At 46.2% G+C, this 18,597-nt stretch carries 32 protein-coding genes and 1 pseudogene; 32 read left to right on the plus strand and 1 reads right to left on the minus strand.

Features of this window, described 5'->3' with window-relative positions; translation table 11 throughout:
* The 32 genes and pseudogenes from tuf to dsbD form a co-directional block, all read left to right on the plus strand.
* Window positions 1-254, plus strand: a pseudogene (tuf, locus tag ACO0LE_RS09785) (elongation factor Tu); the annotation flags it as partial.
* A gap of 176 nt (window positions 255-430) precedes the next feature.
* Window positions 431-745 (plus strand): 30S ribosomal protein S10, encoded by a 315-nt coding sequence (gene rpsJ / locus ACO0LE_RS09790; protein WP_262834989.1) that lies wholly within the window; start codon window positions 431-433, stop codon window positions 743-745.
* 179 nt (window positions 746-924) lie between these two features.
* A complete protein-coding gene (gene rplC / locus ACO0LE_RS09795) occupies window positions 925-1,581 on the plus strand; it encodes a 50S ribosomal protein L3 (protein ID WP_422954726.1) in 657 nt (218 codons plus the stop codon).
* 3 nt (window positions 1,582-1,584) lie between these two features.
* Entirely contained in the window at window positions 1,585-2,208 is a 624-nt protein-coding gene (rplD, locus tag ACO0LE_RS09800) for a 50S ribosomal protein L4 (RefSeq protein WP_262834991.1), read from the plus strand.
* Window positions 2,205-2,519: a 50S ribosomal protein L23 gene (rplW, locus tag ACO0LE_RS09805; RefSeq protein WP_354330054.1), complete on the plus strand. Its 315-nt coding sequence runs from the start codon at window positions 2,205-2,207 to the stop codon at window positions 2,517-2,519. The genes rplD and rplW overlap by 4 nt, the downstream gene beginning before the upstream one ends.
* 2 nt (window positions 2,520-2,521) lie before the next feature.
* Window positions 2,522-3,349: a 50S ribosomal protein L2 gene (rplB, locus tag ACO0LE_RS09810; RefSeq protein WP_422954724.1), complete on the plus strand. Its 828-nt coding sequence runs from the start codon at window positions 2,522-2,524 to the stop codon at window positions 3,347-3,349.
* A 10-nt stretch (window positions 3,350-3,359) separates the two neighbouring features.
* A complete protein-coding gene (gene rpsS / locus ACO0LE_RS09815) occupies window positions 3,360-3,635 on the plus strand; it encodes a 30S ribosomal protein S19 (RefSeq protein WP_262834994.1) in 276 nt (91 codons plus the stop codon).
* Between the two features lie 5 nt (window positions 3,636-3,640).
* The gene (gene rplV / locus ACO0LE_RS09820; protein WP_188566867.1) at window positions 3,641-3,973 is read left to right on the plus strand and encodes a 50S ribosomal protein L22; all 333 of its coding nucleotides are present in this window, start codon (window positions 3,641-3,643) and stop codon (window positions 3,971-3,973) included.
* Window positions 3,974-3,982: 9 nt separating this feature from the next.
* Window positions 3,983-4,822, plus strand: a complete 840-nt coding sequence (gene rpsC, locus ACO0LE_RS09825) for a 30S ribosomal protein S3 (protein WP_422960204.1) — start codon at window positions 3,983-3,985, stop codon at window positions 4,820-4,822.
* A gap of 2 nt (window positions 4,823-4,824) precedes the next feature.
* Window positions 4,825-5,244 (plus strand): 50S ribosomal protein L16, encoded by a 420-nt coding sequence (gene rplP / locus ACO0LE_RS09830; protein WP_188566869.1) that lies wholly within the window; start codon window positions 4,825-4,827, stop codon window positions 5,242-5,244.
* Between the two features lie 12 nt (window positions 5,245-5,256).
* Window positions 5,257-5,448 carry a 50S ribosomal protein L29 gene (gene rpmC / locus ACO0LE_RS09835; protein WP_186917408.1) on the plus strand — a complete coding sequence of 64 codons (192 nt, stop codon included), beginning with the start codon at window positions 5,257-5,259 and terminating at the stop codon, window positions 5,446-5,448.
* Window positions 5,448-5,720 (plus strand): 30S ribosomal protein S17, encoded by a 273-nt coding sequence (gene rpsQ / locus ACO0LE_RS09840; RefSeq protein ID WP_422954722.1) that lies wholly within the window; start codon window positions 5,448-5,450, stop codon window positions 5,718-5,720. Before rpmC ends, rpsQ begins: the two co-directional genes overlap by 1 nt.
* Window positions 5,721-5,961: 241 nt before the next feature.
* Window positions 5,962-6,330, plus strand: a complete 369-nt coding sequence (gene rplN / locus ACO0LE_RS09845; RefSeq protein ID WP_016836029.1) for a 50S ribosomal protein L14 — start codon at window positions 5,962-5,964, stop codon at window positions 6,328-6,330.
* Between the two features lie 9 nt (window positions 6,331-6,339).
* Complete coding sequence (gene rplX / locus ACO0LE_RS09850) at window positions 6,340-6,654, plus strand: 50S ribosomal protein L24 (protein ID WP_422954721.1); 315 nt, start codon at window positions 6,340-6,342, stop codon at window positions 6,652-6,654.
* A 4-nt stretch (window positions 6,655-6,658) separates the two neighbouring features.
* Window positions 6,659-7,198, plus strand: coding sequence for a 50S ribosomal protein L5 (gene rplE / locus ACO0LE_RS09855; RefSeq protein WP_422954720.1), 540 nt, complete (start codon window positions 6,659-6,661; stop codon window positions 7,196-7,198).
* Between the two features lie 7 nt (window positions 7,199-7,205).
* A complete protein-coding gene (rpsN, locus tag ACO0LE_RS09860; protein WP_153236341.1) occupies window positions 7,206-7,511 on the plus strand; it encodes a 30S ribosomal protein S14 in 306 nt (101 codons plus the stop codon).
* 14 nt (window positions 7,512-7,525) lie between these two features.
* Window positions 7,526-7,921 (plus strand): 30S ribosomal protein S8, encoded by a 396-nt coding sequence (gene rpsH / locus ACO0LE_RS09865; protein ID WP_422960205.1) that lies wholly within the window; start codon window positions 7,526-7,528, stop codon window positions 7,919-7,921.
* A 10-nt stretch (window positions 7,922-7,931) separates the two neighbouring features.
* Entirely contained in the window at window positions 7,932-8,465 is a 534-nt protein-coding gene (gene rplF / locus ACO0LE_RS09870; protein WP_422960206.1) for a 50S ribosomal protein L6, read from the plus strand.
* Between the two features lie 12 nt (window positions 8,466-8,477).
* The gene (gene rplR / locus ACO0LE_RS09875) at window positions 8,478-8,840 is read left to right on the plus strand and encodes a 50S ribosomal protein L18 (RefSeq protein ID WP_422960207.1); all 363 of its coding nucleotides are present in this window, start codon (window positions 8,478-8,480) and stop codon (window positions 8,838-8,840) included.
* A gap of 12 nt (window positions 8,841-8,852) precedes the next feature.
* Window positions 8,853-9,371 carry a 30S ribosomal protein S5 gene (gene rpsE / locus ACO0LE_RS09880; RefSeq protein WP_262835004.1) on the plus strand — a complete coding sequence of 173 codons (519 nt, stop codon included), beginning with the start codon at window positions 8,853-8,855 and terminating at the stop codon, window positions 9,369-9,371.
* Between the two features lie 10 nt (window positions 9,372-9,381).
* Window positions 9,382-9,561, plus strand: a complete 180-nt coding sequence (rpmD, locus tag ACO0LE_RS09885; RefSeq protein ID WP_126771746.1) for a 50S ribosomal protein L30 — start codon at window positions 9,382-9,384, stop codon at window positions 9,559-9,561.
* A 28-nt stretch (window positions 9,562-9,589) separates the two neighbouring features.
* Window positions 9,590-10,021, plus strand: a complete 432-nt coding sequence (gene rplO / locus ACO0LE_RS09890; protein WP_422960208.1) for a 50S ribosomal protein L15 — start codon at window positions 9,590-9,592, stop codon at window positions 10,019-10,021.
* A 24-nt stretch (window positions 10,022-10,045) separates the two neighbouring features.
* Window positions 10,046-11,383: a preprotein translocase subunit SecY gene (gene secY / locus ACO0LE_RS09895; RefSeq protein WP_422960209.1), complete on the plus strand. Its 1,338-nt coding sequence runs from the start codon at window positions 10,046-10,048 to the stop codon at window positions 11,381-11,383.
* Between the two features lie 23 nt (window positions 11,384-11,406).
* A complete protein-coding gene (infA, locus tag ACO0LE_RS09900; RefSeq protein WP_014004414.1) occupies window positions 11,407-11,625 on the plus strand; it encodes a translation initiation factor IF-1 in 219 nt (72 codons plus the stop codon).
* Window positions 11,626-11,652: 27 nt separating this feature from the next.
* Entirely contained in the window at window positions 11,653-11,766 is a 114-nt protein-coding gene (rpmJ, locus tag ACO0LE_RS09905) for a 50S ribosomal protein L36 (RefSeq protein ID WP_014004415.1), read from the plus strand.
* Window positions 11,767-11,792: 26 nt separating this feature from the next.
* Window positions 11,793-12,158 (plus strand): 30S ribosomal protein S13, encoded by a 366-nt coding sequence (gene rpsM, locus ACO0LE_RS09910; protein ID WP_262835013.1) that lies wholly within the window; start codon window positions 11,793-11,795, stop codon window positions 12,156-12,158.
* 28 nt (window positions 12,159-12,186) lie between these two features.
* Complete coding sequence (rpsK, locus tag ACO0LE_RS09915; RefSeq protein WP_110255932.1) at window positions 12,187-12,591, plus strand: 30S ribosomal protein S11; 405 nt, start codon at window positions 12,187-12,189, stop codon at window positions 12,589-12,591.
* 197 nt (window positions 12,592-12,788) lie between these two features.
* On the plus strand, window positions 12,789-13,412 hold the full coding sequence (rpsD, locus tag ACO0LE_RS09920) for a 30S ribosomal protein S4 (RefSeq protein ID WP_422954715.1): 624 nt from the start codon (window positions 12,789-12,791) through the stop codon (window positions 13,410-13,412).
* A 105-nt stretch (window positions 13,413-13,517) separates the two neighbouring features.
* Window positions 13,518-14,495 carry a DNA-directed RNA polymerase subunit alpha gene (locus ACO0LE_RS09925; protein WP_262835015.1) on the plus strand — a complete coding sequence of 326 codons (978 nt, stop codon included), beginning with the start codon at window positions 13,518-13,520 and terminating at the stop codon, window positions 14,493-14,495.
* A gap of 163 nt (window positions 14,496-14,658) precedes the next feature.
* On the plus strand, window positions 14,659-15,054 hold the full coding sequence (gene rplQ, locus ACO0LE_RS09930) for a 50S ribosomal protein L17 (RefSeq protein WP_262835016.1): 396 nt from the start codon (window positions 14,659-14,661) through the stop codon (window positions 15,052-15,054).
* 81 nt (window positions 15,055-15,135) lie between these two features.
* A complete protein-coding gene (cutA, locus tag ACO0LE_RS09935; protein WP_422960210.1) occupies window positions 15,136-15,519 on the plus strand; it encodes a divalent-cation tolerance protein CutA in 384 nt (127 codons plus the stop codon).
* Window positions 15,516-17,330 carry a protein-disulfide reductase DsbD gene (gene dsbD / locus ACO0LE_RS09940; protein WP_422960211.1) on the plus strand — a complete coding sequence of 605 codons (1,815 nt, stop codon included), beginning with the start codon at window positions 15,516-15,518 and terminating at the stop codon, window positions 17,328-17,330. The genes cutA and dsbD overlap by 4 nt, the downstream gene beginning before the upstream one ends.
* 484 nt (window positions 17,331-17,814) lie before the next feature.
* On the opposite strand, the gene ACO0LE_RS09945 is transcribed toward dsbD, so the two are convergent.
* On the minus strand, window positions 17,815-18,453 hold the full coding sequence (locus tag ACO0LE_RS09945; protein WP_422960212.1) for a peroxiredoxin: 639 nt from the start codon (window positions 18,451-18,453) through the stop codon (window positions 17,815-17,817).
* Between the last annotated feature and the right edge of the window lie 144 nt (window positions 18,454-18,597).

The following is an 18,597-nucleotide window of genomic DNA, read 5'->3' on the forward strand; positions in this document are numbered from 1 at the left end:
TCCTGTCCAAGGACGAAGGCGGTCGTCATACACCATTCTTCAACAACTACCGTCCACAATTCTACTTCCGTACAACGGACGTGACTGGTTCGATCGAGTTGCCGAAAGACAAAGAAATGGTCATGCCGGGTGACAACGTCTCCATCACAGTCAAGCTGATCAACCCGATCGCGATGGAAGAAGGTCTCCGCTTCGCGATCCGTGAAGGTGGTCGTACTGTTGGTGCTGGTGTCGTTGCTAAAATTATTGAGTAATAAACTTGCCGAGCAAATCACCTAATTTAGGTGATTTGTTTGTTGGTTTGCTTTAATTTTGTAGTACACTAGTCGGCTGTCATACTTTTTGGTATGACAGCCGACTTTTTAATATTCGTTCTTTGTTTAAAATGCCGTCCCAAGTTAGGTGTCGGCTCGTTCTTTATAGGATTGTTATGTCTACAAATCAAAAAATCCGCATCCGCTTGAAAGCGTTTGATTACAAGTTGATCGACCAGTCTGCACTGGAAATCGTTGAAACGGCTAAGCGCACTGGTGCGGTTGTTAAAGGACCGGTTCCTTTGCCAACGCGTATTCAGCGTTTTGACGTTCTGCGTTCCCCGCATGTGAATAAAACTTCCCGCGATCAATTCGAAATTCGCACTCATCAGCGTCTGATGGATATCGTTGATCCGACAGATAAAACTGTCGATGCGTTGATGAAGTTGGATTTGCCAGCTGGTGTGGATGTTGAAATTAAATTGCAATAAATTTTTCTGAAAATGCCACATACCACAATTTTTGGTATTTTCAAATAATTAGTCTTGTGAAATTAAATTTTGCAGGCTATAATCGAAGGCTTAGATGTGGGTCGGCTTGTGCTGACCTATTCGTTTAAGTTTTTTAAACAGTCAGCCCCACCCAATCGTAGGTGGGAATGGAGAAAACAATGAGCTTGGGCCTTGTTGGTCGCAAGGTTGGTATGATGCGTATCTTTACTGATGACGGTGATTCAATTCCAGTCACAGTTTTAGATGTATCTAACAATCGCGTGACACAAATCAAAACTCCTGATACAGACGGTTATTCCGCTGTTCAGGTAACTTTCGGTCAGCGCCGTGCATCCCGCGTAACAAAAGCGGCTGCAGGTCACCTCGCAAAAGCAGGTGTTGAAGCTGGTACTGTCTTAAAAGAATTCCGTGTCGATGCTGCTAAAGCTGCTGAACTCAAGGCGGGTGATGTTGTGCCTGTTGGTTTGTTCGAAGCTGGTCAAAAAGTAGACGTGCAGGGTGTTACGATTGGTAAGGGCTATGCCGGTACTATCAAGCGCCATCATTTCTCTTCTGGTCGTGCAACTCATGGTAACTCTCGCTCACATAACGTGCCAGGTTCTATCGGTATGGCGCAGGATCCAGGTCGTGTTTTTCCTGGTAAGCGTATGACCGGTCACTTGGGTGATGTGAATCGTACTGTGCAAAATCTGGAAATCGCTCGCATTGATGCTGAGCGTCAGTTGTTGCTGGTGAAGGGTGCTGTGCCTGGTGCGAAAAATGGTCAGGTGATTGTATCTCCTGCTATTAAAGTTAAAGCAAAGAAGGGGGCTTAATCTATGGAACTGAAGCTCCTAAACGAACAAGGTCAAGCTGCATCTAATGTTGCTGCTCCTGATACTATTTTTGGTCGTGATTACAACGAAGCTTTGATTCATCAAGTTGTTGTTGCTTTTCAAGCGAATGCTCGTAGTGGCAATCGTAAGCAAAAGGATCGTGAAGAAGTTCATCACACAACCAAGAAGCCTTGGCGTCAAAAAGGTACTGGTCGCGCTCGTGCTGGTATGTCCTCTTCCCCGCTGTGGCGCGGAGGTGGTCGTATATTCCCGAACTCGCCTGATGAGAATTTCTCTCACAAAGTTAACAAGAAGATGTATCGCGCAGGTATTTGCTCGATTTTGTCTCAGTTGGCTCGTGAAGGTCGTTTGAATGTCGTTGATACTCTGGCTGTTGATGCTCCAAAGACAAAATTATTGTCTGATAAGTTGAAGGCAATGGGTTGCTTGGATTCGGTTTTGATTATTACTGAAGAATTCAACGAAAATCTAATGTTGGCTGCTCGCAATCTGGTAAATGTTTTGGTCGTTGAGCCACGCTACGCTGATCCAGTTTCTTTGGTGTTCTACAAGAAAGTGTTGATCACTAAGCCTGCATTGGCAAAGATTGAGGAGATGCTGGCATGAACGCATTAGTTAAGCATAGCGAAGAGCGCCTGATGAAGGTGTTGCTGGCTCCTGTGATTTCTGAGAAGGCAACTATGGTTGCTGAAAAGAATGAGCAAGTGGTTTTTCTGGTAATGCCAGATGCAACCAAGCCAGAAATTAAAGCCGCCGTGGAATTGCTGTTCAAGGTTCAAGTTGAATCTGTTCAAGTTGCAAATCGCCAAGGTAAACAAAAACGTACCGGTAGATTTAATGGCCGTCGCAATCATACAAAACGTGCTTTTGTATGCTTGAAGCCGGGTCAGGAAATCAACTTCACTGAGGGGGCATAAGCATGGCACTCGTTAAGATGAAGCCAACCTCACCAGGTCGTCGCGGTATGGTGAAAGTGGTAACTGAGGGTCTGTATAAAGGCCGTCCGTTTGCTGCTCTGTTGGAGAAGAAATCAAAAACTGCTGGCCGTAATAATAACGGTCACATCACTACCCGTCATATTGGTGGTGGTCACAAGCAGCATTATCGTCTGGTGGACTTTAAGCGTACTAAAGACGGTATCCCTGCAAAAGTTGAGCGTATTGAATACGATCCTAACCGTACTGCGCACATCGCTTTGTTGTGCTATGCGGATGGTGAGCGTCAATACATCATTGCAACTAAAGGTATGGCTGTCGGTGATCAGGTAATGAATGGCTCGCAAGCGTCGATCAAATCTGGTAATTGCTTGCCTATTCGCAATATTCCAGTTGGTACTACGATGCATTGCGTCGAAATGCTGCCAGGTAAAGGTGCTCAGATTGCGCGTACAGCCGGTGCTGGTGTTGTGTTGATGGCTCGTGATGGTACTTACGCACAGGTTCGTTTGCGCTCCGGTGAAGTTCGCCGCATTCACATAGAATGTCGTGCAACGATCGGTGAAGTCGGTAACGGCGAGCACAATCTGCGTAAGATTGGTAAAGCTGGTGCGATGCGTTGGCGCGGTGTTCGTCCTACCGTTCGCGGTGTGGTAATGAATCCGGTCGATCACCCGCACGGTGGTGGTGAAGGTAAAACTGCAGCCGGCCGTCATCCAGTATCGCCATGGGGTCAACAGACCAAGGGTAAGAAGACACGTCGCAATAAGCGTACTACTTCGATGATCGTCTCACGCCGTGGTAAGAAATAAGGGATAACACATGACACGTTCAGCGAAAAAAGGGCCGTTTTGCGACGCCCACTTGGTGAAAAAAGTCGAAACTGCGCAAGCAACTAAAGACAAAAAACCAATCAAGACATGGTCACGCCGTTCGACAATTATGCCGGACTTCATTGGCCTGACGATCGCGGTACATAATGGTAAGCAGCATGTGCCAGTATATGTATCCGAAAACATGGTTGGTCACAAACTTGGCGAATTCGCGTTGACTCGTACGTTCAAGGGTCACGCCGCCGATAAAAAGGCTAAGAGATAGGTGCAATGATGGAAACTAAAGCAATTCTGCGCGGTGTGCGTCTGTCTGAGCAAAAAGGTCGCCTGGTGGCTGATCTGATTCGCGGTAAAAAAGTAGATCAAGCATTGAATATCTTGGCCTTCAGCCCGAAAAAAGGCGCAACAATCATCAAGAAAGTGTTGGAGTCTGCAATTGCAAACGCTGAGCACAATGATGGCGCCGACATCGATGAGTTGAAAGTGAAGACTATCTATGTTGAAAAAGGTGCGATCCTGAAGCGTTTCACAGCACGCGCTAAGGGTCGTGGTGATCGTATCTCTAAACAATCCTGTCACATTTACGTGACTGTCGGTAATTAAGGAGTCACGATGGGACAGAAGATACATCCAACCGGTTTTCGTCTTGCGGTAACGCGTAACTGGTCATCACGCTGGTATGCAGGCAATGGTAACTTTGCCTCTATGCTTGGTGAAGACCTGAAAGTACGTGCATATCTGAAGAAAAAACTGAAAAACGCATCCGTAGGTCGTATCACTATTGAGCGTCCGGCAAAAAATGCTCGTATTACTATTTATAGCTCCCGTCCGGGTGTTGTAATCGGTAAAAAAGGCGAAGACATTGAAGTATTGAAGGCTGATCTGGCGAAGTTGATGGGCGTGCCTGTGCATGTCAATATCGAAGAAATTCGCAAGCCAGAAATCGATGCCCAATTGATCGCTGATTCCATTGCTCAGCAACTGGAAAAACGTATTATGTTCCGTCGCGCTATGAAGCGTGCGATGCAAAACGCAATGCGTCTGGGTGCTAAGGGTATCAAGATCATGTCTGGTGGTCGTTTGAATGGTATTGAGATCGCACGTAAAGAATGGTATCGCGAAGGACGCGTGCCTCTGCATACATTGCGTGCTGATATCGATTACGGCTTCGGCGAAGCATCGACAACCTACGGCATTATTGGCGTTAAGGTATGGGTTTACAAAGGTGACCGTTTAGCTAATGGCGACGCACCGGTGATTGAATCCACTCCAGAAGACGATAAAAAACGTCGTGGTCCGCGTCGTGATGATGGCAAGCCAAATAGCCGTCCTCGCACTAAGCGCCCAGAAGGACAAAACACACCCGGTACAGCAGCAGCTCCAGCAGCCAAACGTGCTCGCACTAAGGCGGATGGCGTAGCAGCAGCACCGGCTGAGAAAGCAGGAGAATAATCATGCTGCAACCAGCACGCAGAAAGTATCGTAAAGAGCAAAAGGGCCGTAATAAGGGTATTTCACATACTCGCGGCACAGCTGTTTCTTTTGGTGAATTTGGTCTGAAGGCGGTTGGCCGTGGTCGTATTACTGCGCGTCAAATCGAAGCGGCACGTCGTGCTATGACTCGTCATATCAAACGTGGTGGCCGTATCTGGATTCGTATTTTTCCGGATAAGCCAATCTCCCAAAAGCCAGCGGAAGTTCGTATGGGTAATGGTAAAGGTAATCCTGAGTACTACGTTGCTGAGATTCAACCAGGCAAAATGTTGTATGAGATGGATGGCGTTGATGAAGCGCTGGCACGCGAAGCGTTCCGCTTGGCTGCAGCTAAACTGCCGTTATTGACTACGTTCGTCGTGCGTCAAGTCGGCCAATAATAGGAGTTGTAAATGAAAGTATCTGAACTCCAAGGTAAGGATCAGGCGGCTTTGACGAAAGAACTGAATGAATTGTTGAAGGCTCAGTTTAGCCTGCGTATGCAAATTGCTACGCAACAGCTGAATAATACTTCTCAATTGAAGAAGGTTCGTCGCGACATCGCACGCGTAAAAACTGTCATGAATCAGAAGGATGCCAAATAATGAACGATCAAGTTAAGGTGGCATTGAAGCGCACATTGATTGGCAAGGTTGTTTCTGACAAGATGGACAAGACCGTAACAGTGGTCGTTGAACGTCACGTCAAGCACCCTTTGTATGGCAAAATCATCGTCCGTACTAACAAGTACCATGCACACGATGAAGCAAACCAGGCAAAGGCTGGCGACACTGTCGAGATTCAAGAAGGTCGTCCAATCTCCAAGACTAAAGCTTGGACAGTGACACGTGTGGTTCAAGTTGCTCAAGTTTTATAAAGTTATTGCACAAATCGTTTTTTGATGTAATAATAGTTGGCTGTCATTTGCAAAACTTGTAAGTGACAGCCTAAATGCCTTTCGCGACAGTAAATACGTTGTGAAAGTAATTAAAAATTCGTCCACCTAATCAGTTGGCTCGTGCATTGTTTGTTGTGTATTGGGTTGGCTGGCGGGACCAAGACTGACTACAGATTTGCATCGTGCGGATTGTGTGGATTAAGTTGGGAAAGAGAACATTATGATTCAAACAGAAAGCCGGCTAGAAGTGGCTGACAATACTGGTGCGCGTGAAGTGTTGTGCATTAAAGTGTTGGGCGGCTCTAAGCGTCGTTATGCGGGTATCGGTGATGTAATTAAGGTCACTGTGAAATCTGCTGCTCCTCGCGGTCGTGTAAAAAAAGGTGAGATTTACAATGCAGTTGTAGTTCGCACTGCTAAAGGTGTTCGTCGTCAAGATGGCTCTTTGGTAAAGTTCGACAGCAATGCTGCAGTTTTGTTAAATGCAAAGCTTGAGCCTATCGGAACTCGTATTTTCGGCCCAGTGACACGCGAACTGCGTACTGAGCGTTTCATGAAAATCGTTTCGCTTGCTCCAGAAGTGCTGTAAGGGAACGTCATGAGCAAAATTCGTAAAAACGACGAAGTCATCGTCTTGACGGGTAAAGACAAAGGTAAGCGTGGTCAAGTTCAGCAATGCGTTGGAGCTGATTACGTTGTTGTCGCAGGTGTTAATGTTGCTAAAAAAGCGACTAAGCCTAACCCAATGACTGGCGCAGTTGGTGGCATCGTTGATAAATTGATGCCGATTCATGTTTCCAATGTCGCGTTGTTTAACGCCGCATCTGGTAAAGCAGACCGTGTAGGCTTAAAGGTTGTGGATGGTAAGAAAGTCCGCACCTATAAGTCGACTGGCGAAGTTGTGAAGGCATAACATCATGGCCCGTCTACAAGCATTTTATAAAGAAAAAGTTGTTGCTGATTTGACAGAGAAATTCTCTTACAAATCTTCAATGGAAGTGCCTCGTATCTTGAAAATCACCCTGAACATGGGTTTGTCAGAAGCAGTTGCTGATAAAAAGATCATTGAGCACGCTGTTGGTGATTTGACGAAGATTGCTGGTCAAAAGCCTGTTGTCACTAAGGCGCGTAAAGCGATTGCTGGCTTCAAAATTCGTGAAGGTTATCCAATTGGGTGTATGGTAACTTTGCGTGGCGCTCAAATGTATGAATTCCTGGATCGTTTCATTACAGTGGCTTTGCCGCGTGTGCGTGACTTCCGTGGTGTGTCTGGTCGTGCGTTTGATGGTCGTGGTAACTACAATATCGGCGTCAAGGAACAGATCATTTTCCCTGAAATCGAGTACGACAAGATTGACGCGCTGCGTGGTATGAATATCAGTATCACGACGACAGCAAAGACCGACGAAGAAGCGAAAGCCCTTCTCGCCGCATTTAAATTCCCGTTCAGAAACTGAGGTCGCCATGGCAAAATTGGCACTGATTAATCGTGAGCAAAAGCGTGCAGATCTGGTGAAGAAATTCGCTGGCAAACGCGCCGAATTGAAGGCCATCATTGATGACCAATCAAAATCTGAGGAGGAGCGTTATGAAGCTCGCCTCAAATTGCAGGCATTGCCACGTAATTCCAATCCGACTCGTCAGCGCAATCGCTGCGCCTTGACAGGTCGTCCACGTGGAACATTCCGTAAATTCGGTTTGGGCCGTATTAAACTCCGTGAAGTCGCCATGCGTGGTGAAGTTCCGGGTATGACTAAAGCCAGCTGGTAATAGGAGAATATGCAATGAGTATGAGCGATCCTATCGCCGATATGCTGACCCGCATCCGTAACGCGCAAGTTGTTCAAAAGACTGCTGTTGCGATGCCATCTTCCAAAGTAAAGATTGCAATCGCAAGCGTACTTAAAGATGAAGGTTACATTGAGGATTTCGCAGTTGTTGAAGCTGCAGGTAAATCCGAATTGAAAATCGGTTTGAAATATTATGCAGGACGTCCTGTTATTGAGCGCTTGGAACGTGTTTCACGTCCTGGTCTTCGTATTTACAAAGGTAAAGACGAAATCCCAAGTGTGATGAACGGTTTGGGGGTGGCGATTGTTTCCACACCAAAAGGCGTCATGACTGACCGCAAAGCACGCGCAACCGGTGTCGGTGGCGAAGTTATTTGCTACGTCGCCTAAGGAGTGCAAGATGTCACGAGTAGGTAAAATGCCAATCGCTTTGCCAGCAGGTGCAGAAGTTAATATCTCGGCAGAAGCGATTTCAGTAAAAGGCCCAATGGGCGCGATGACTCAAGGCTTAAATGGCTTGGTCACAATAGCGAACGATAACGGTACTTTGAGTTTTTCACCAGCCAATGATGGTCGTGAAGCCAATGCAATGACAGGCACATTACGTGCTCTGGTCAATAACATGGTTAACGGCGTTACTAAAGGCTTCGAAAGAAAACTCACGTTGGTTGGCGTTGGTTATAAAGCGCAAGCACAAGGCGACAAATTAAATTTGTCCTTGGGTTTTTCACATCCAGTTGTGCACCAAATGCCGGAAGGCGTAACGTGCGCTACACCAACACCTACTGAGATCCTGATTAAAGGGATCAACAAGCAGCAAGTAGGTCAGGTAGCAGCTGAAGTCCGTGCATACCGCAGCCCAGAGCCGTATAAAGGCAAGGGTGTCCGCTACGCGGACGAAGTGGTTGTGATTAAAGAAACCAAGAAGAAGTAATAGGGGTTGACGATGGACAAGAAACAATCACGTCTGCGCCGCGCGACTAAAACCCGTGCCAAGATCGCAGAACTCAAGGTGAACCGCTTGGCGGTGCACCGTACGAATCTGCATATCTACGCAAACATCATTGGCCCAGATGCCAAAGTGTTAGCGTCGGCTTCTACCCTAGAGGCAGAAGTTCGTGCAGAGTTGGCAGCAGCGTCTGGCAATGGTGGCAATGCAGCCGCAGCAACATTGATCGGCAAGCGCGTTGCAGAGAAAGCATTGAAAGCAGGGGTTACCGAGGTCGCGTTTGATCGCTCCGGTTTCCGTTACCACGGCCGCATCAAGGCGTTGGCAGAAGCCGCGCGTGAAGCCGGTCTGAAGTTCTAAGGAAAATTCGTCATGGCAAAAATGCAAGCGAAAACGGCAGCCGACAAGCCAGATGATGGCATGCGCGAAAAAATGATCGCGATCAACCGTGTAACCAAAGTGGTTAAAGGTGGTCGTATCATGGGTTTCGCAGCACTGACAGTCGTTGGTGACGGCGATGGCCGCATCGGTATGGGTAAGGGAAAATCGAAAGAAGTTCCTGTCGCCGTACAAAAAGCAATGGAAGAAGCACGTCGCAAGATGATCAAGGTGACTTTAAACAACGGTACGTTGCAGCACGCCGTTACAGGTCGTCATGGTGCATCCAAAGTGATGATCATGCCAGCTAAAGAGGGTACTGGCGTTATTGCGGGCGGACCAATGCGCGCTATTTTCGAAGTATTGGGTGTGGTTAACGTCGTTGCTAAATCCAACGGCTCTACTAATCCATACAATATGGTTCGTGCAACTTTGGATGGTTTGTCCAAAATGAGTACGCCATCGGAAATCGCTGCGAAACGTGGCAAGTCCGTTGAAGAAATTCTGGGCTAAGGTGAGCGAAATGACAAAGACAGTAAAAGTAACTTTGGTCAAAGGCTTGATCGGGACTCGTGAGTCTCATCGCGCTACGGTCCGTGGGTTGGGTTTGCGTCGTGTGAATTCAGTTTCTGAATTGCAAGACACACCATCCGTACGTGGCATGATCAACAAAGTCTCGTATCTTGTGAAGGTTGTATCGTAAGCCGTTAGGTTTGCGATCGGAGCAAATTATGGAATTAAATACAATCCAGCCAGCAGATGGCGCAAAACACTACAAACGTCGTGTTGGTCGCGGTATCGGTTCTGGTTTAGGTAAGACAGCAGGCCGTGGTCATAAAGGTCAAAAGTCTCGTTCAGGTGGTTTTCACAAAGTCGGTTTTGAAGGCGGTCAAATGCCTTTGCAACGTCGTTTGCCTAAGCGTGGTTTTAAATCTTTGGCAGCGCCATATAAAGCAGAAGTTCGTCTGACAGATCTGGAAAATTTACCAGTGACTGAAATCGATATTCTGGCCTTGAAACAAGCTGGTGTAGTGTCTGAATTGGCTCGCGTTGTTCGCGTGATCCTGGCAGGTACAATCACTAAAAAAGTAACTTTGAACGGTTTGATCGCTACAAAAGGCGCTAAAGCTGCAATCGAAGCTGCTGGCGGCTCAGTCGCTTAATCAGTGCTGACACTGGAGCAATAATTGGCAACATCTCCACAACAAGCTAAAAGTGCCGCCAGTGGTTTTCCCTGGGGAAGACTATGGTTCTTACTGGGGGCATTAGTTGTATATAGGATAGGTGCGCACATACCGGTTCCAGGCATTGATCCTAATGCATTGGCCGAGTTATTTAAGCAAAACCAAGGTGGTATTTTGGGGATGTTTAATATGTTTTCCGGTGGTGCATTGTCACGATTCGCTGTGCTTGCATTAGGGATCACACCGTATATCTCTGCATCTATTATCATGCAGTTGATGTCGATAGTCTCGCCTCAATTAGAAGCCTTAAAAAAAGAAGGCGAATCTGGTCGTCGTAAGATTACACAATATACGCGTTATGGAACCTTGGTGCTCGCAACTTTACAGGCTTATTTCATTGCCTTCGGTCTTGAAGCTCAGCCCGGACTGGTGATTGATCCTGGCGTGGCATTCCGCTTCACTACGACAGTCACTTTGGTTACCGGCACCATGTTTTTAATGTGGTTAGGTGAGCAAATTACTGAGCGTGGATTAGGGAACGGTATTTCGATCATCATTTTTGCAGGTATTGCAGCAGGTTTGCCCAATGGTTTGGCTAGTCTGTTTGAACTAGTTCGTACAGGTTCTATGAATGCTTTCTCTGCATTATTGATTTGCTTGATTGCCGCTGCAGTAACCTTCTTTGTAGTATTCGTAGAGCGTGGTCAGCGTAAAATCCTGGTCAATTATGCGAAGCGTCAGGTAGGAAATAAAGTATACGGTGGACAAAGCAGTCACTTGCCGTTGAAGCTGAATATGGCTGGTGTAATTCCTCCGATTTTTGCTTCTTCTATTATTTTGTTTCCTGCGACGATTACAAGTTGGTTCACCAAAGGTATGGAGTCTTCAGATAGCGGTTTTATTCGCTTCTTAAAGGATCTCTCTGCATCGATGGCTCCTGGCGAACCGATTCATGCTTTGTTATACGCCGTTGCAATTATTTTCTTCTGTTTTTTCTACACTGCTTTAGTTTTTAATAGCAAAGAGACTGCAGATAACTTGAAAAAGAGCGGTGCATTTGTACCAGGTATTCGCCCAGGTGATCAAACAGCGCGTTATATCGATAAAATTTTGATGCGTCTGACTTTGGCCGGAGCGTTTTACATTACTTTGGTTTGTTTGTTGCCAGAGTTCTTGGTGGCACACTGGAAGGTTCCATTTTACTTCGGCGGTACATCATTATTGATTATCGTGGTAGTGACGATGGACTTCATGGCACAAGTGCAGAACTATGTGATGTCACAGCAATACGAATCGCTTCTTCGTAAAGCAAATTTCAAGGGTGGCATACCTTCAAGGTAGCACTCAGAGGAACAGCAGACCGAATGGCAAAAGACGACGTTATACAGATGCAGGGTGAGATTCTTGAGAATCTTCCAAATGCAACATTTCGAGTTAAGTTGGAAAACGGGCATATTGTACTAGGCCATATTTCTGGAAAAATGCGTATGAATTATATTCGCATTCTTCCAGGTGATAAGGTGACAGTGGAATTGACGCCTTATGATTTGAGCCGGGCGCGAATAGTGTTCCGTACTAAGTAACCAAGTAAAGAAGGAAGAGGGCAAAAAATGAAAGTTCTCGCATCAGTTAAGCGGATTTGCCGCAATTGCAAGATCATCAAGCGCAAAGGTGTAGTTCGTGTAATTTGCACAGAACCACGCCATAAACAGCGTCAAGGTTAATTCAGGTTATTGACGAGGAATAACGAATGGCACGTATCGCAGGGGTTAATATCCCAAATCATCAGCATACCGTAATCGGCCTAACGGCTATCTATGGTATTGGCCGCCCACGCGCAGAAGACATCTGCGCCGCTACCGGTGTTTTAACTAATAAAAAAGTTAAAGATCTGGACGACAACGAACTGGAAAAACTCCGTGACGAGATTGCAAAATTCGTCGTAGAGGGTGACTTGCGTCGTGAACTCTCGATGAACATCAAGCGTTTGATGGACTTAGGTTGCTACCGCGGCCTGCGTCATCGTAAGGGCTTGCCTTGCCGTGGTCAACGTACACGTACGAATGCTCGTACACGTAAGGGCCCACGTAAAGCAGCGCAATCTTTGAAGAAATAATCTAGGTAACTAGATTCAAGGAAATATTATGGCAAAAGCACAAAATAACGCAGCCGCAGCCCGCGCTCGTAAAAAAGTTAAAAAAAACGTAGCCGAGGGTATTGCCCACGTACACGCGTCATTTAACAATACCATCATCACGATCACTGATCGTCAAGGCAATGCGCTGTCATGGGCAACTGCTGGTGGTGCGGGTTTCAAAGGCTCACGTAAATCTACACCGTTTGCAGCGCAGGTTGCAGCAGAAGCAGCTGGTAAAGTTGCTGTAGAATGCGGCATCAAAAATCTGGAAGTTCGTATCAAAGGCCCAGGCCCAGGTCGCGAATCTTCAGTGCGCGCGTTGAACAATCTGGGCATTAAAATTTCCCTGATTCAAGACGTCACTCCAGTTCCGCACAACGGTTGCCGCCCTCCAAAGCGTCGTCGTATCTAAGCAGAGTTATTCTCTGCTGGCGTTCTTGGGGAATCTCCGCTAGAATGCAGACCCGCCATTTCGTTGGCGGATTTTGCGTTGTGGAAGTTTTAGAATTGGCAAAGACACCGTCTTTGTTGTTAAGACCACCGTCTGATTGCAGGCAGATCAGACTAGCGTAGTGTAGAAAACATTACGTCATTTACAAGGAAAATATCGTGGCACGTTATATCGGACCAAAAGCAAAATTATCCCGTCGCGAAGGCACGGATCTGTTCCTGAAGAGCGCACGTCGTTCATTAGATTCAAAATGCAAACTTGACGCAAAACCAGGTCAGCATGGTCGCACTTCCGGTGCTCGTACCTCTGATTTCGGTAACCAGTTGCGCGAAAAGCAAAAAGTTAAACGTATGTACGGCGTTTTGGAACGTCAGTTCCGCCGTTACTTCGCTGAAGCTGACCGTCAAAAAGGCAACACAGGTGAAACGCTGTTGAAATTGCTGGAATCACGTCTGGACAACGTTGCCTATCGCATGGGCTTCGGTTCCACACGCGCTGAAGCACGTCAGCTCGTAAGTCACAAAGCATTCACAGTAAATAACATCGTAGTGAATATCGCTTCCTACCAAGTTAAGGCTGGTGATGTTGTTGCTGTTCGTGAAAAATCGAAAAAACAAGTACGTATCGTTGAAGCGCTTTCTCTGGCAGAGCAAACTGGTATGCCTTCATGGGTCTCAGTAGATCCAAAGAAAATGGAAGGTACTTTTAAGTCTATGCCAGATCGTAGCGACATCGCTCACGATGTCAATGAGTCTCTGATTGTTGAATTGTACTCACGTTAATATTTAAGTTTCACCGCCTGCCTGTTTTTGATAGGCAGGCTTTTTTCTTTAGTGCCATCAGCCTTATCGACGTAACGAGTCGAGGGTATTGAAAAGGACATAGTTATGCAAAACAATTTATTGAAGCCACGTATTATTGACGTGGAAATGTTGGGTGCTGGTCACGCTAAAGTTGTGATGGAGCCATTCGAACGTGGTTATGGCCATACATTAGGCAATGCTTTACGTCGTGTATTGTTGTCTTCTATGGTTGGTTATGCGCCGACAGAAGTTACTATCGCCGGTATCGTTCATGAATATTCATCCTTAGATGGCGTTCAAGAAGACGTTGTAGATATTTTGTTGAACTTGAAAGGCATCGTCTTCAAGTTGCATAACCGTGATGAAGTCACGCTGACATTAAAGAAAGATGGTGAAGGCGCAGTACTGGCTTCTGATATCGACTTGCCGCATGATGTAGAGCTGATTAATCCAGATCACGTTATCGCTAATTTGACAGCCGGCGGTAAGCTGGATATGCAGATTAAGGTTGAAAAAGGCCGTGGCTATGTACCAGGTAACGTTCGTCGTTTGTCCGAAGATGCGAACAAAACGATCGGTCGCATGATACTGGATGCGTCATTCTCCCCAGTGCGCCGTGTATCCTACTCCGTTGAGTCTGCGCGTGTAGAACAGCGTACAGATCTGGATAAACTGGTTATTAATATCGAAACGAATGGCGTTATTACGCCAGAAGAAGCGATTCGCCAGTCCGCCCGAGTTTTAGTTGATCAATTGAATGTCTTCGCTGCTCTGGAAGGTACAGAAGCTGCCGCTGAAGCGCCATCACGCGCACCAGCGGTTGATCCAGTTCTGTTGCGTCCAGTCGATGATCTGGAATTGACAGTACGTTCAGCTAACTGTTTGAAAGCAGAAAACATTTACTACATCGGTGATCTGATCCAACGTAGCGAGAATGAATTGTTGAAGACACCAAATCTGGGTCGCAAATCTTTGAACGAGATCAAAGAAGTTCTTGCTTCTCGTGGCTTGTCTCTCGGCATGAAATTGGAAAATTGGCCACCAGCTGGCCTGGAAAAGTAAATTATGGTCATGCCTGGATAGCAAAAAGTATTTAGGCTGCTCATAAATTGGTAGTAGTAAGTAGTAGCGGTTGTATTAGTAATCTCAAGCAATTACCGGCCCGCACTGTAAAACTCAGTGATAGAAGAGCTGGAATTATTTTAAAAATCTGAAAGGAAATATCATGCGTCATCGTCACGGCTTACGTAAGCTGAATCGTACCTCTTCCCACCGTCTGGCAATGCTGCGCAACATGACAGTATCGTTGTTGCGCCACGAAGCTATTAAAACAACTTTGCCAAAAGCAAAAGAACTGCGCCGCGTTATCGAGCCGATTCTGACTTTGGGTAAAACAGACACATTGGCTAACAAGCGTTTGGCTTTCTCCCGTTTGCGTGATCGCGAAATGGTCTTGAAACTGTTCGCTGAACTCGGTCCACGTTACGCAAATCGTAACGGCGGTTACCTGCGTATTTTGAAAATGGGTTTCCGTGTTGGTGACAACGCGCCTATGGCCTACGTAGAACTGTTAGATCGTCCAGAAGTTACTGATGTTGATGCAGCGCCGACAGCAGAGTAATTTCCTGTTCGTATAAAGCATCGAAAAAAGCCAGGCATTGCCTGGCTTTTTTACATTCGTACGTATCATAAGGTGACGGGCATGATCAGTCAGACCTTGTTAGAATCACGGATTATCTATTTCCAGAATGAGTGCGCAAATATGGATAAAGTGTTGCTCGTGATGACCAATGTGCCGGATGAAGCCGTTGCTCAGGCGATTATTCACTCACCTCTGGAAAATAAATTGGCGGCTTGCGTGAACGTACTGCCAGCAATCAGGTCTTTCTATAATTGGAATGAAATACCTCAGGTTGCAACAGAAATTGCCTTGTTGATCAAAACGAGCGAAGCAAAATATACGGCTTTACAAACTCTTATCCAGAGCATTCATCCTTACGAAATACCAGAAATTATCGGCATTCCCATCACGCAAGGCTTACCGGCTTATCTGCAATGGGTTCTCCATGAAACAGGATCTGCATGAAAACTTTTACGACGTATTCTCAAATTCGCTTTTCAAACTGCTTGTCTAAGTTTCATATTAGATGGACTGCTTTCCTCAGTTTATTCATTGCGTTAGCAACGACATTTACCTCAATCAAGGCGGAGGATTTTTTAGACCCTGAGGTCGCATTCAAAGTCAGCGCCACAATGAGTGAGCCCGGTGTTGCTGAGGTCAGTTTTCACATTGCTGATGGCTACTATTTATATCGCGAACGTTTGAAGTTTGTTTCGACCAATAGCAAATTAGGTGAGCCAGTGCTCCCTAAAGGTAAAGTCAAGTTTGATGAAACCTTTCAAAAAGAAGTCGAAACTTATCGCCACGATATTGTAGTGAGAGTTCCAATACAAGCTTCTGGTAATTTTAATTTGAAAGTGACCAGTCAGGGTTGTGCCGATCAGGGATTGTGTTATCCGCCCCAAGAGGCGGTGTTTACACTTGCTGGTGCCGATGCGTCGGCTAAGGTGGACACCCCCGTGACCAAACCAGTTTCTGATGGCGCCAATAGCCAGGGTCAGACCTCAACTACTGAGATCAGCAGCATCAGCGCTGCATTGAAGAGTGGTAAGTTAATCGTCATTCTGCCTTTATTTTTCTTACTCGGATTGGGTTTGTCGTTCACACCTTGTGTACTACCTATGGTGCCTATTTTGTCATTCATTATCGTTGGTGAAGGCACCTCTGTGCGCCGTAGTCGTGGGTTTCTGCTTTCTATGATGTATGCGCTTGGTATGGCGCTTGTTTACACCGCATTGGGCGTTGCTGCCGGGCTCCTGGGTGAGGGCTTGGCGGCAACATTACAAAATCCTTGGGTGCTGAGCGCGTTTGCATTGCTCATGGTGATTTTGTCTCTTGCCATGTTTGGTGTGTATCAGTTGCAGGTGCCTGCCGCGTTGCAAACAAAACTGACGGTTGCATCTGAAGGTCAGCGTAACGGTAAGTTAATCGGCGTCTTTTTAATGGGGGCGATGTCGGCACTCATTGTCGGTCCCTGTGTCGCGGCGCCATTGGCCGGTGCTTTGGTCTATATCAGTCAAACCCGTGATGTGGTTGTTGGCGGTTCTGCCTTATTTGCAATGGCAATGGGAATGAGTGTTCCTTTGTTATTAGTTGGTTTGTCTGCGGGCAGCCTGCTACCGCGCGCGGGTGCCTGGATGGAAAGCATCAAGCGTTTCTTTGGCGTGCTCATGCTCGCGATGGCAATCTGGATGGTGTCGCCGGTGATACCCGTCTGGTCACAAATGGTAGCTTGGTCTGTATTGCTTATCAGCTATGCGATCTATCTGCTGTTTTTGCACAAAGGGAATTTGTATTCAAAAGGATTCGCCATTATTTTTGCTTTGGCTGGTGCGGCTCAATTGGCCGGTATTCTCACCGGGGGACGCGATGTTTTTGCTCCGTTGGCACATCTGATGGGCGGACAAAAACATGGTGTTAGCTTTACGCGAGTCAGGTCGGTTGCAGAACTAGACGCTGCCATCGCACAATCTAAAGGTAAAACAGCAGTGCTCGATTTCTACGCAGACTGGTGTGTGTCATGTAAAGAAATGGAAAAACTCACCTTCACCGACGACAAAGTCAAAGCCCAGATGGAGCAAATGCTGTTATTGCAGGTTGATGTGACCGCCAATAATGCCGACGATAAGGCACTCTTAAAACGCTTTAACTTGTTCGGGCCGCCAGGGATTATTTTCTTCAATAAGCGCGGTGAAGAAATCGTCGCTGGTCGTGTCATTGGGTATCAAAATGCAGAGAAATTTTTAACATCGTTAAGCACTGCGAATATCGAGTAGTACCGAACTATTCGCTAACTAACGGTGTTAGTTAGCTAACTCGATCAACATTCTTTTAGATAGCATTGTTAAAAGTGGCAAATTCGTTTTATCAACCCGAGGTTTAGACGTTATTGTTGTTTGATGTATTCGGTAATGGTGATTTTTCGGTGTCAGTTCTCAAACGACCCGCCGTAATACGTGTTGGGATTGACCGTTCTTATATTACCAACTTCCCGGGAGCTTTCTGAGAGCTTGAAGTGGTTCGTACAATGAAGCACGCGCTTACCAGTCTGGATTTTGGCGTTACTGTGGAAGAAATGAAATCTTCCTCAACAACTCTTTTTTTGAGGTACTTAACGAGTTTCGATGTGCGTAGTTTTTTGAGCTTGCGTCAGGTTTGGCGACAAAAAAGCCCCGATATTTTCGGGGCTTTTTTGTCATATTTACGATACCAACAATTAATGTGGGTCGGTATAGATTCACATGGAGTGATGTCACTTAATTATTTGTTCGGCTGGGGGGTAACACGTAAATAAGGACGAGCGGCGGTATAGCCTTTCGGATACTTTTGTTTGATCACATCTTCATCTTTGATTGATAAAGGAATAATCACATCATCCCCATCGCGCCAGTTACCGGGCGTTGCAACAGAATAAGCATCGGTGAGTTGAAGTGCGTCAATGACACGCAAGACCTCGTCGAAGTTACGTCCGGTCGTCAGCGGATAGGTGATGATCAGGCGTACTTTTTTCTTTGGATCTATGATGAATAATGACCGTACCGTTACTGTCTCTGACTGATTAGGATGAATCATGTCATAAAGCGTGGCGACCTTTTTATCTGCATCGGCAATAATAGGAAAGCCAACGATGGTTTTTTGCGTATCTTCAATATCCTTGATCCATTGCAAATGTGAATCTGCGCCATCGACGGACAAGGCAATCGCTTTGACATTGCGTTTATCAAACTCTGGTTTTAACTTGGCCGTCAAGCCTAACTCTGTCGTACAGACAGGTGTAAAGTCGGCAGGATGGGAAAATAAAACAACCCAAGAATCGCCTGCCCAAGAATGAAAATTCAATTTGCCTATCGAAGAATCCTGTTCAAAATCAGGAGCGATATCACCTAAACGCAGAGTCATGTTTTTCTCCAATCAAAAAAGTTTTAGATAAAAACTATAGAGCGCAACCAGAATAGATTCAAGGACAGAGAAGTTGATTGCTTATATCTTGTCAAGTATATGCTTGGCTAAGAGATAGCAGGCAGTTATTTATGTCGACGCGGA

The sequence above is a fragment of the Undibacterium sp. Xuan67W genome, from assembly GCF_049340165.1.
In the GTDB taxonomy this organism is placed as follows: domain Bacteria; phylum Pseudomonadota; class Gammaproteobacteria; order Burkholderiales; family Burkholderiaceae_D; genus Undibacterium.

What these genes read in the sequence shown, in the direction of transcription:
- rpsJ (WP_262834989.1), top strand. Translation starts at nt 431, where the DNA reads ATGTCTACAAATCAAAAAATCCGCATCCGCTTGAAAGCGTTTGATTAC.
- rplC (WP_422954726.1), top strand. Translation starts at nt 925, where the DNA reads ATGAGCTTGGGCCTTGTTGGTCGCAAGGTTGGTATGATGCGTATCTTT.
- rplD (WP_262834991.1), top strand. Translation starts at nt 1,585, where the DNA reads ATGGAACTGAAGCTCCTAAACGAACAAGGTCAAGCTGCATCTAATGTT.
- rplW (WP_354330054.1), top strand. Translation starts at nt 2,205, where the DNA reads ATGAACGCATTAGTTAAGCATAGCGAAGAGCGCCTGATGAAGGTGTTG.
- rplB (WP_422954724.1), top strand. Translation starts at nt 2,522, where the DNA reads ATGGCACTCGTTAAGATGAAGCCAACCTCACCAGGTCGTCGCGGTATG.
- rpsS (WP_262834994.1), top strand. Translation starts at nt 3,360, where the DNA reads ATGACACGTTCAGCGAAAAAAGGGCCGTTTTGCGACGCCCACTTGGTG.
- rplV (WP_188566867.1), top strand. Translation starts at nt 3,641, where the DNA reads ATGATGGAAACTAAAGCAATTCTGCGCGGTGTGCGTCTGTCTGAGCAA.
- rpsC (WP_422960204.1), top strand. Translation starts at nt 3,983, where the DNA reads ATGGGACAGAAGATACATCCAACCGGTTTTCGTCTTGCGGTAACGCGT.
- rplP (WP_188566869.1), top strand. Translation starts at nt 4,825, where the DNA reads ATGCTGCAACCAGCACGCAGAAAGTATCGTAAAGAGCAAAAGGGCCGT.
- rpmC (WP_186917408.1), top strand. Translation starts at nt 5,257, where the DNA reads ATGAAAGTATCTGAACTCCAAGGTAAGGATCAGGCGGCTTTGACGAAA.
- rpsQ (WP_422954722.1), top strand. Translation starts at nt 5,448, where the DNA reads ATGAACGATCAAGTTAAGGTGGCATTGAAGCGCACATTGATTGGCAAG.
- rplN (WP_016836029.1), top strand. Translation starts at nt 5,962, where the DNA reads ATGATTCAAACAGAAAGCCGGCTAGAAGTGGCTGACAATACTGGTGCG.
- rplX (WP_422954721.1), top strand. Translation starts at nt 6,340, where the DNA reads ATGAGCAAAATTCGTAAAAACGACGAAGTCATCGTCTTGACGGGTAAA.
- rplE (WP_422954720.1), top strand. Translation starts at nt 6,659, where the DNA reads ATGGCCCGTCTACAAGCATTTTATAAAGAAAAAGTTGTTGCTGATTTG.
- rpsN (WP_153236341.1), top strand. Translation starts at nt 7,206, where the DNA reads ATGGCAAAATTGGCACTGATTAATCGTGAGCAAAAGCGTGCAGATCTG.
- rpsH (WP_422960205.1), top strand. Translation starts at nt 7,526, where the DNA reads ATGAGTATGAGCGATCCTATCGCCGATATGCTGACCCGCATCCGTAAC.
- rplF (WP_422960206.1), top strand. Translation starts at nt 7,932, where the DNA reads ATGTCACGAGTAGGTAAAATGCCAATCGCTTTGCCAGCAGGTGCAGAA.
- rplR (WP_422960207.1), top strand. Translation starts at nt 8,478, where the DNA reads ATGGACAAGAAACAATCACGTCTGCGCCGCGCGACTAAAACCCGTGCC.
- rpsE (WP_262835004.1), top strand. Translation starts at nt 8,853, where the DNA reads ATGGCAAAAATGCAAGCGAAAACGGCAGCCGACAAGCCAGATGATGGC.
- rpmD (WP_126771746.1), top strand. Translation starts at nt 9,382, where the DNA reads ATGACAAAGACAGTAAAAGTAACTTTGGTCAAAGGCTTGATCGGGACT.
- rplO (WP_422960208.1), top strand. Translation starts at nt 9,590, where the DNA reads ATGGAATTAAATACAATCCAGCCAGCAGATGGCGCAAAACACTACAAA.
- infA (WP_014004414.1), top strand. Translation starts at nt 11,407, where the DNA reads ATGGCAAAAGACGACGTTATACAGATGCAGGGTGAGATTCTTGAGAAT.
- rpmJ (WP_014004415.1), top strand. Translation starts at nt 11,653, where the DNA reads ATGAAAGTTCTCGCATCAGTTAAGCGGATTTGCCGCAATTGCAAGATC.
- rpsM (WP_262835013.1), top strand. Translation starts at nt 11,793, where the DNA reads ATGGCACGTATCGCAGGGGTTAATATCCCAAATCATCAGCATACCGTA.
- rpsK (WP_110255932.1), top strand. Translation starts at nt 12,187, where the DNA reads ATGGCAAAAGCACAAAATAACGCAGCCGCAGCCCGCGCTCGTAAAAAA.
- ACO0LE_RS09925 (WP_262835015.1), top strand. Translation starts at nt 13,518, where the DNA reads ATGCAAAACAATTTATTGAAGCCACGTATTATTGACGTGGAAATGTTG.
- rplQ (WP_262835016.1), top strand. Translation starts at nt 14,659, where the DNA reads ATGCGTCATCGTCACGGCTTACGTAAGCTGAATCGTACCTCTTCCCAC.
- cutA (WP_422960210.1), top strand. Translation starts at nt 15,136, where the DNA reads ATGATCAGTCAGACCTTGTTAGAATCACGGATTATCTATTTCCAGAAT.
- dsbD (WP_422960211.1), top strand. Translation starts at nt 15,516, where the DNA reads ATGAAAACTTTTACGACGTATTCTCAAATTCGCTTTTCAAACTGCTTG.
- ACO0LE_RS09945 (WP_422960212.1), bottom strand. Translation starts at nt 18,453, where the DNA reads ATGACTCTGCGTTTAGGTGATATCGCTCCTGATTTTGAACAGGATTCT.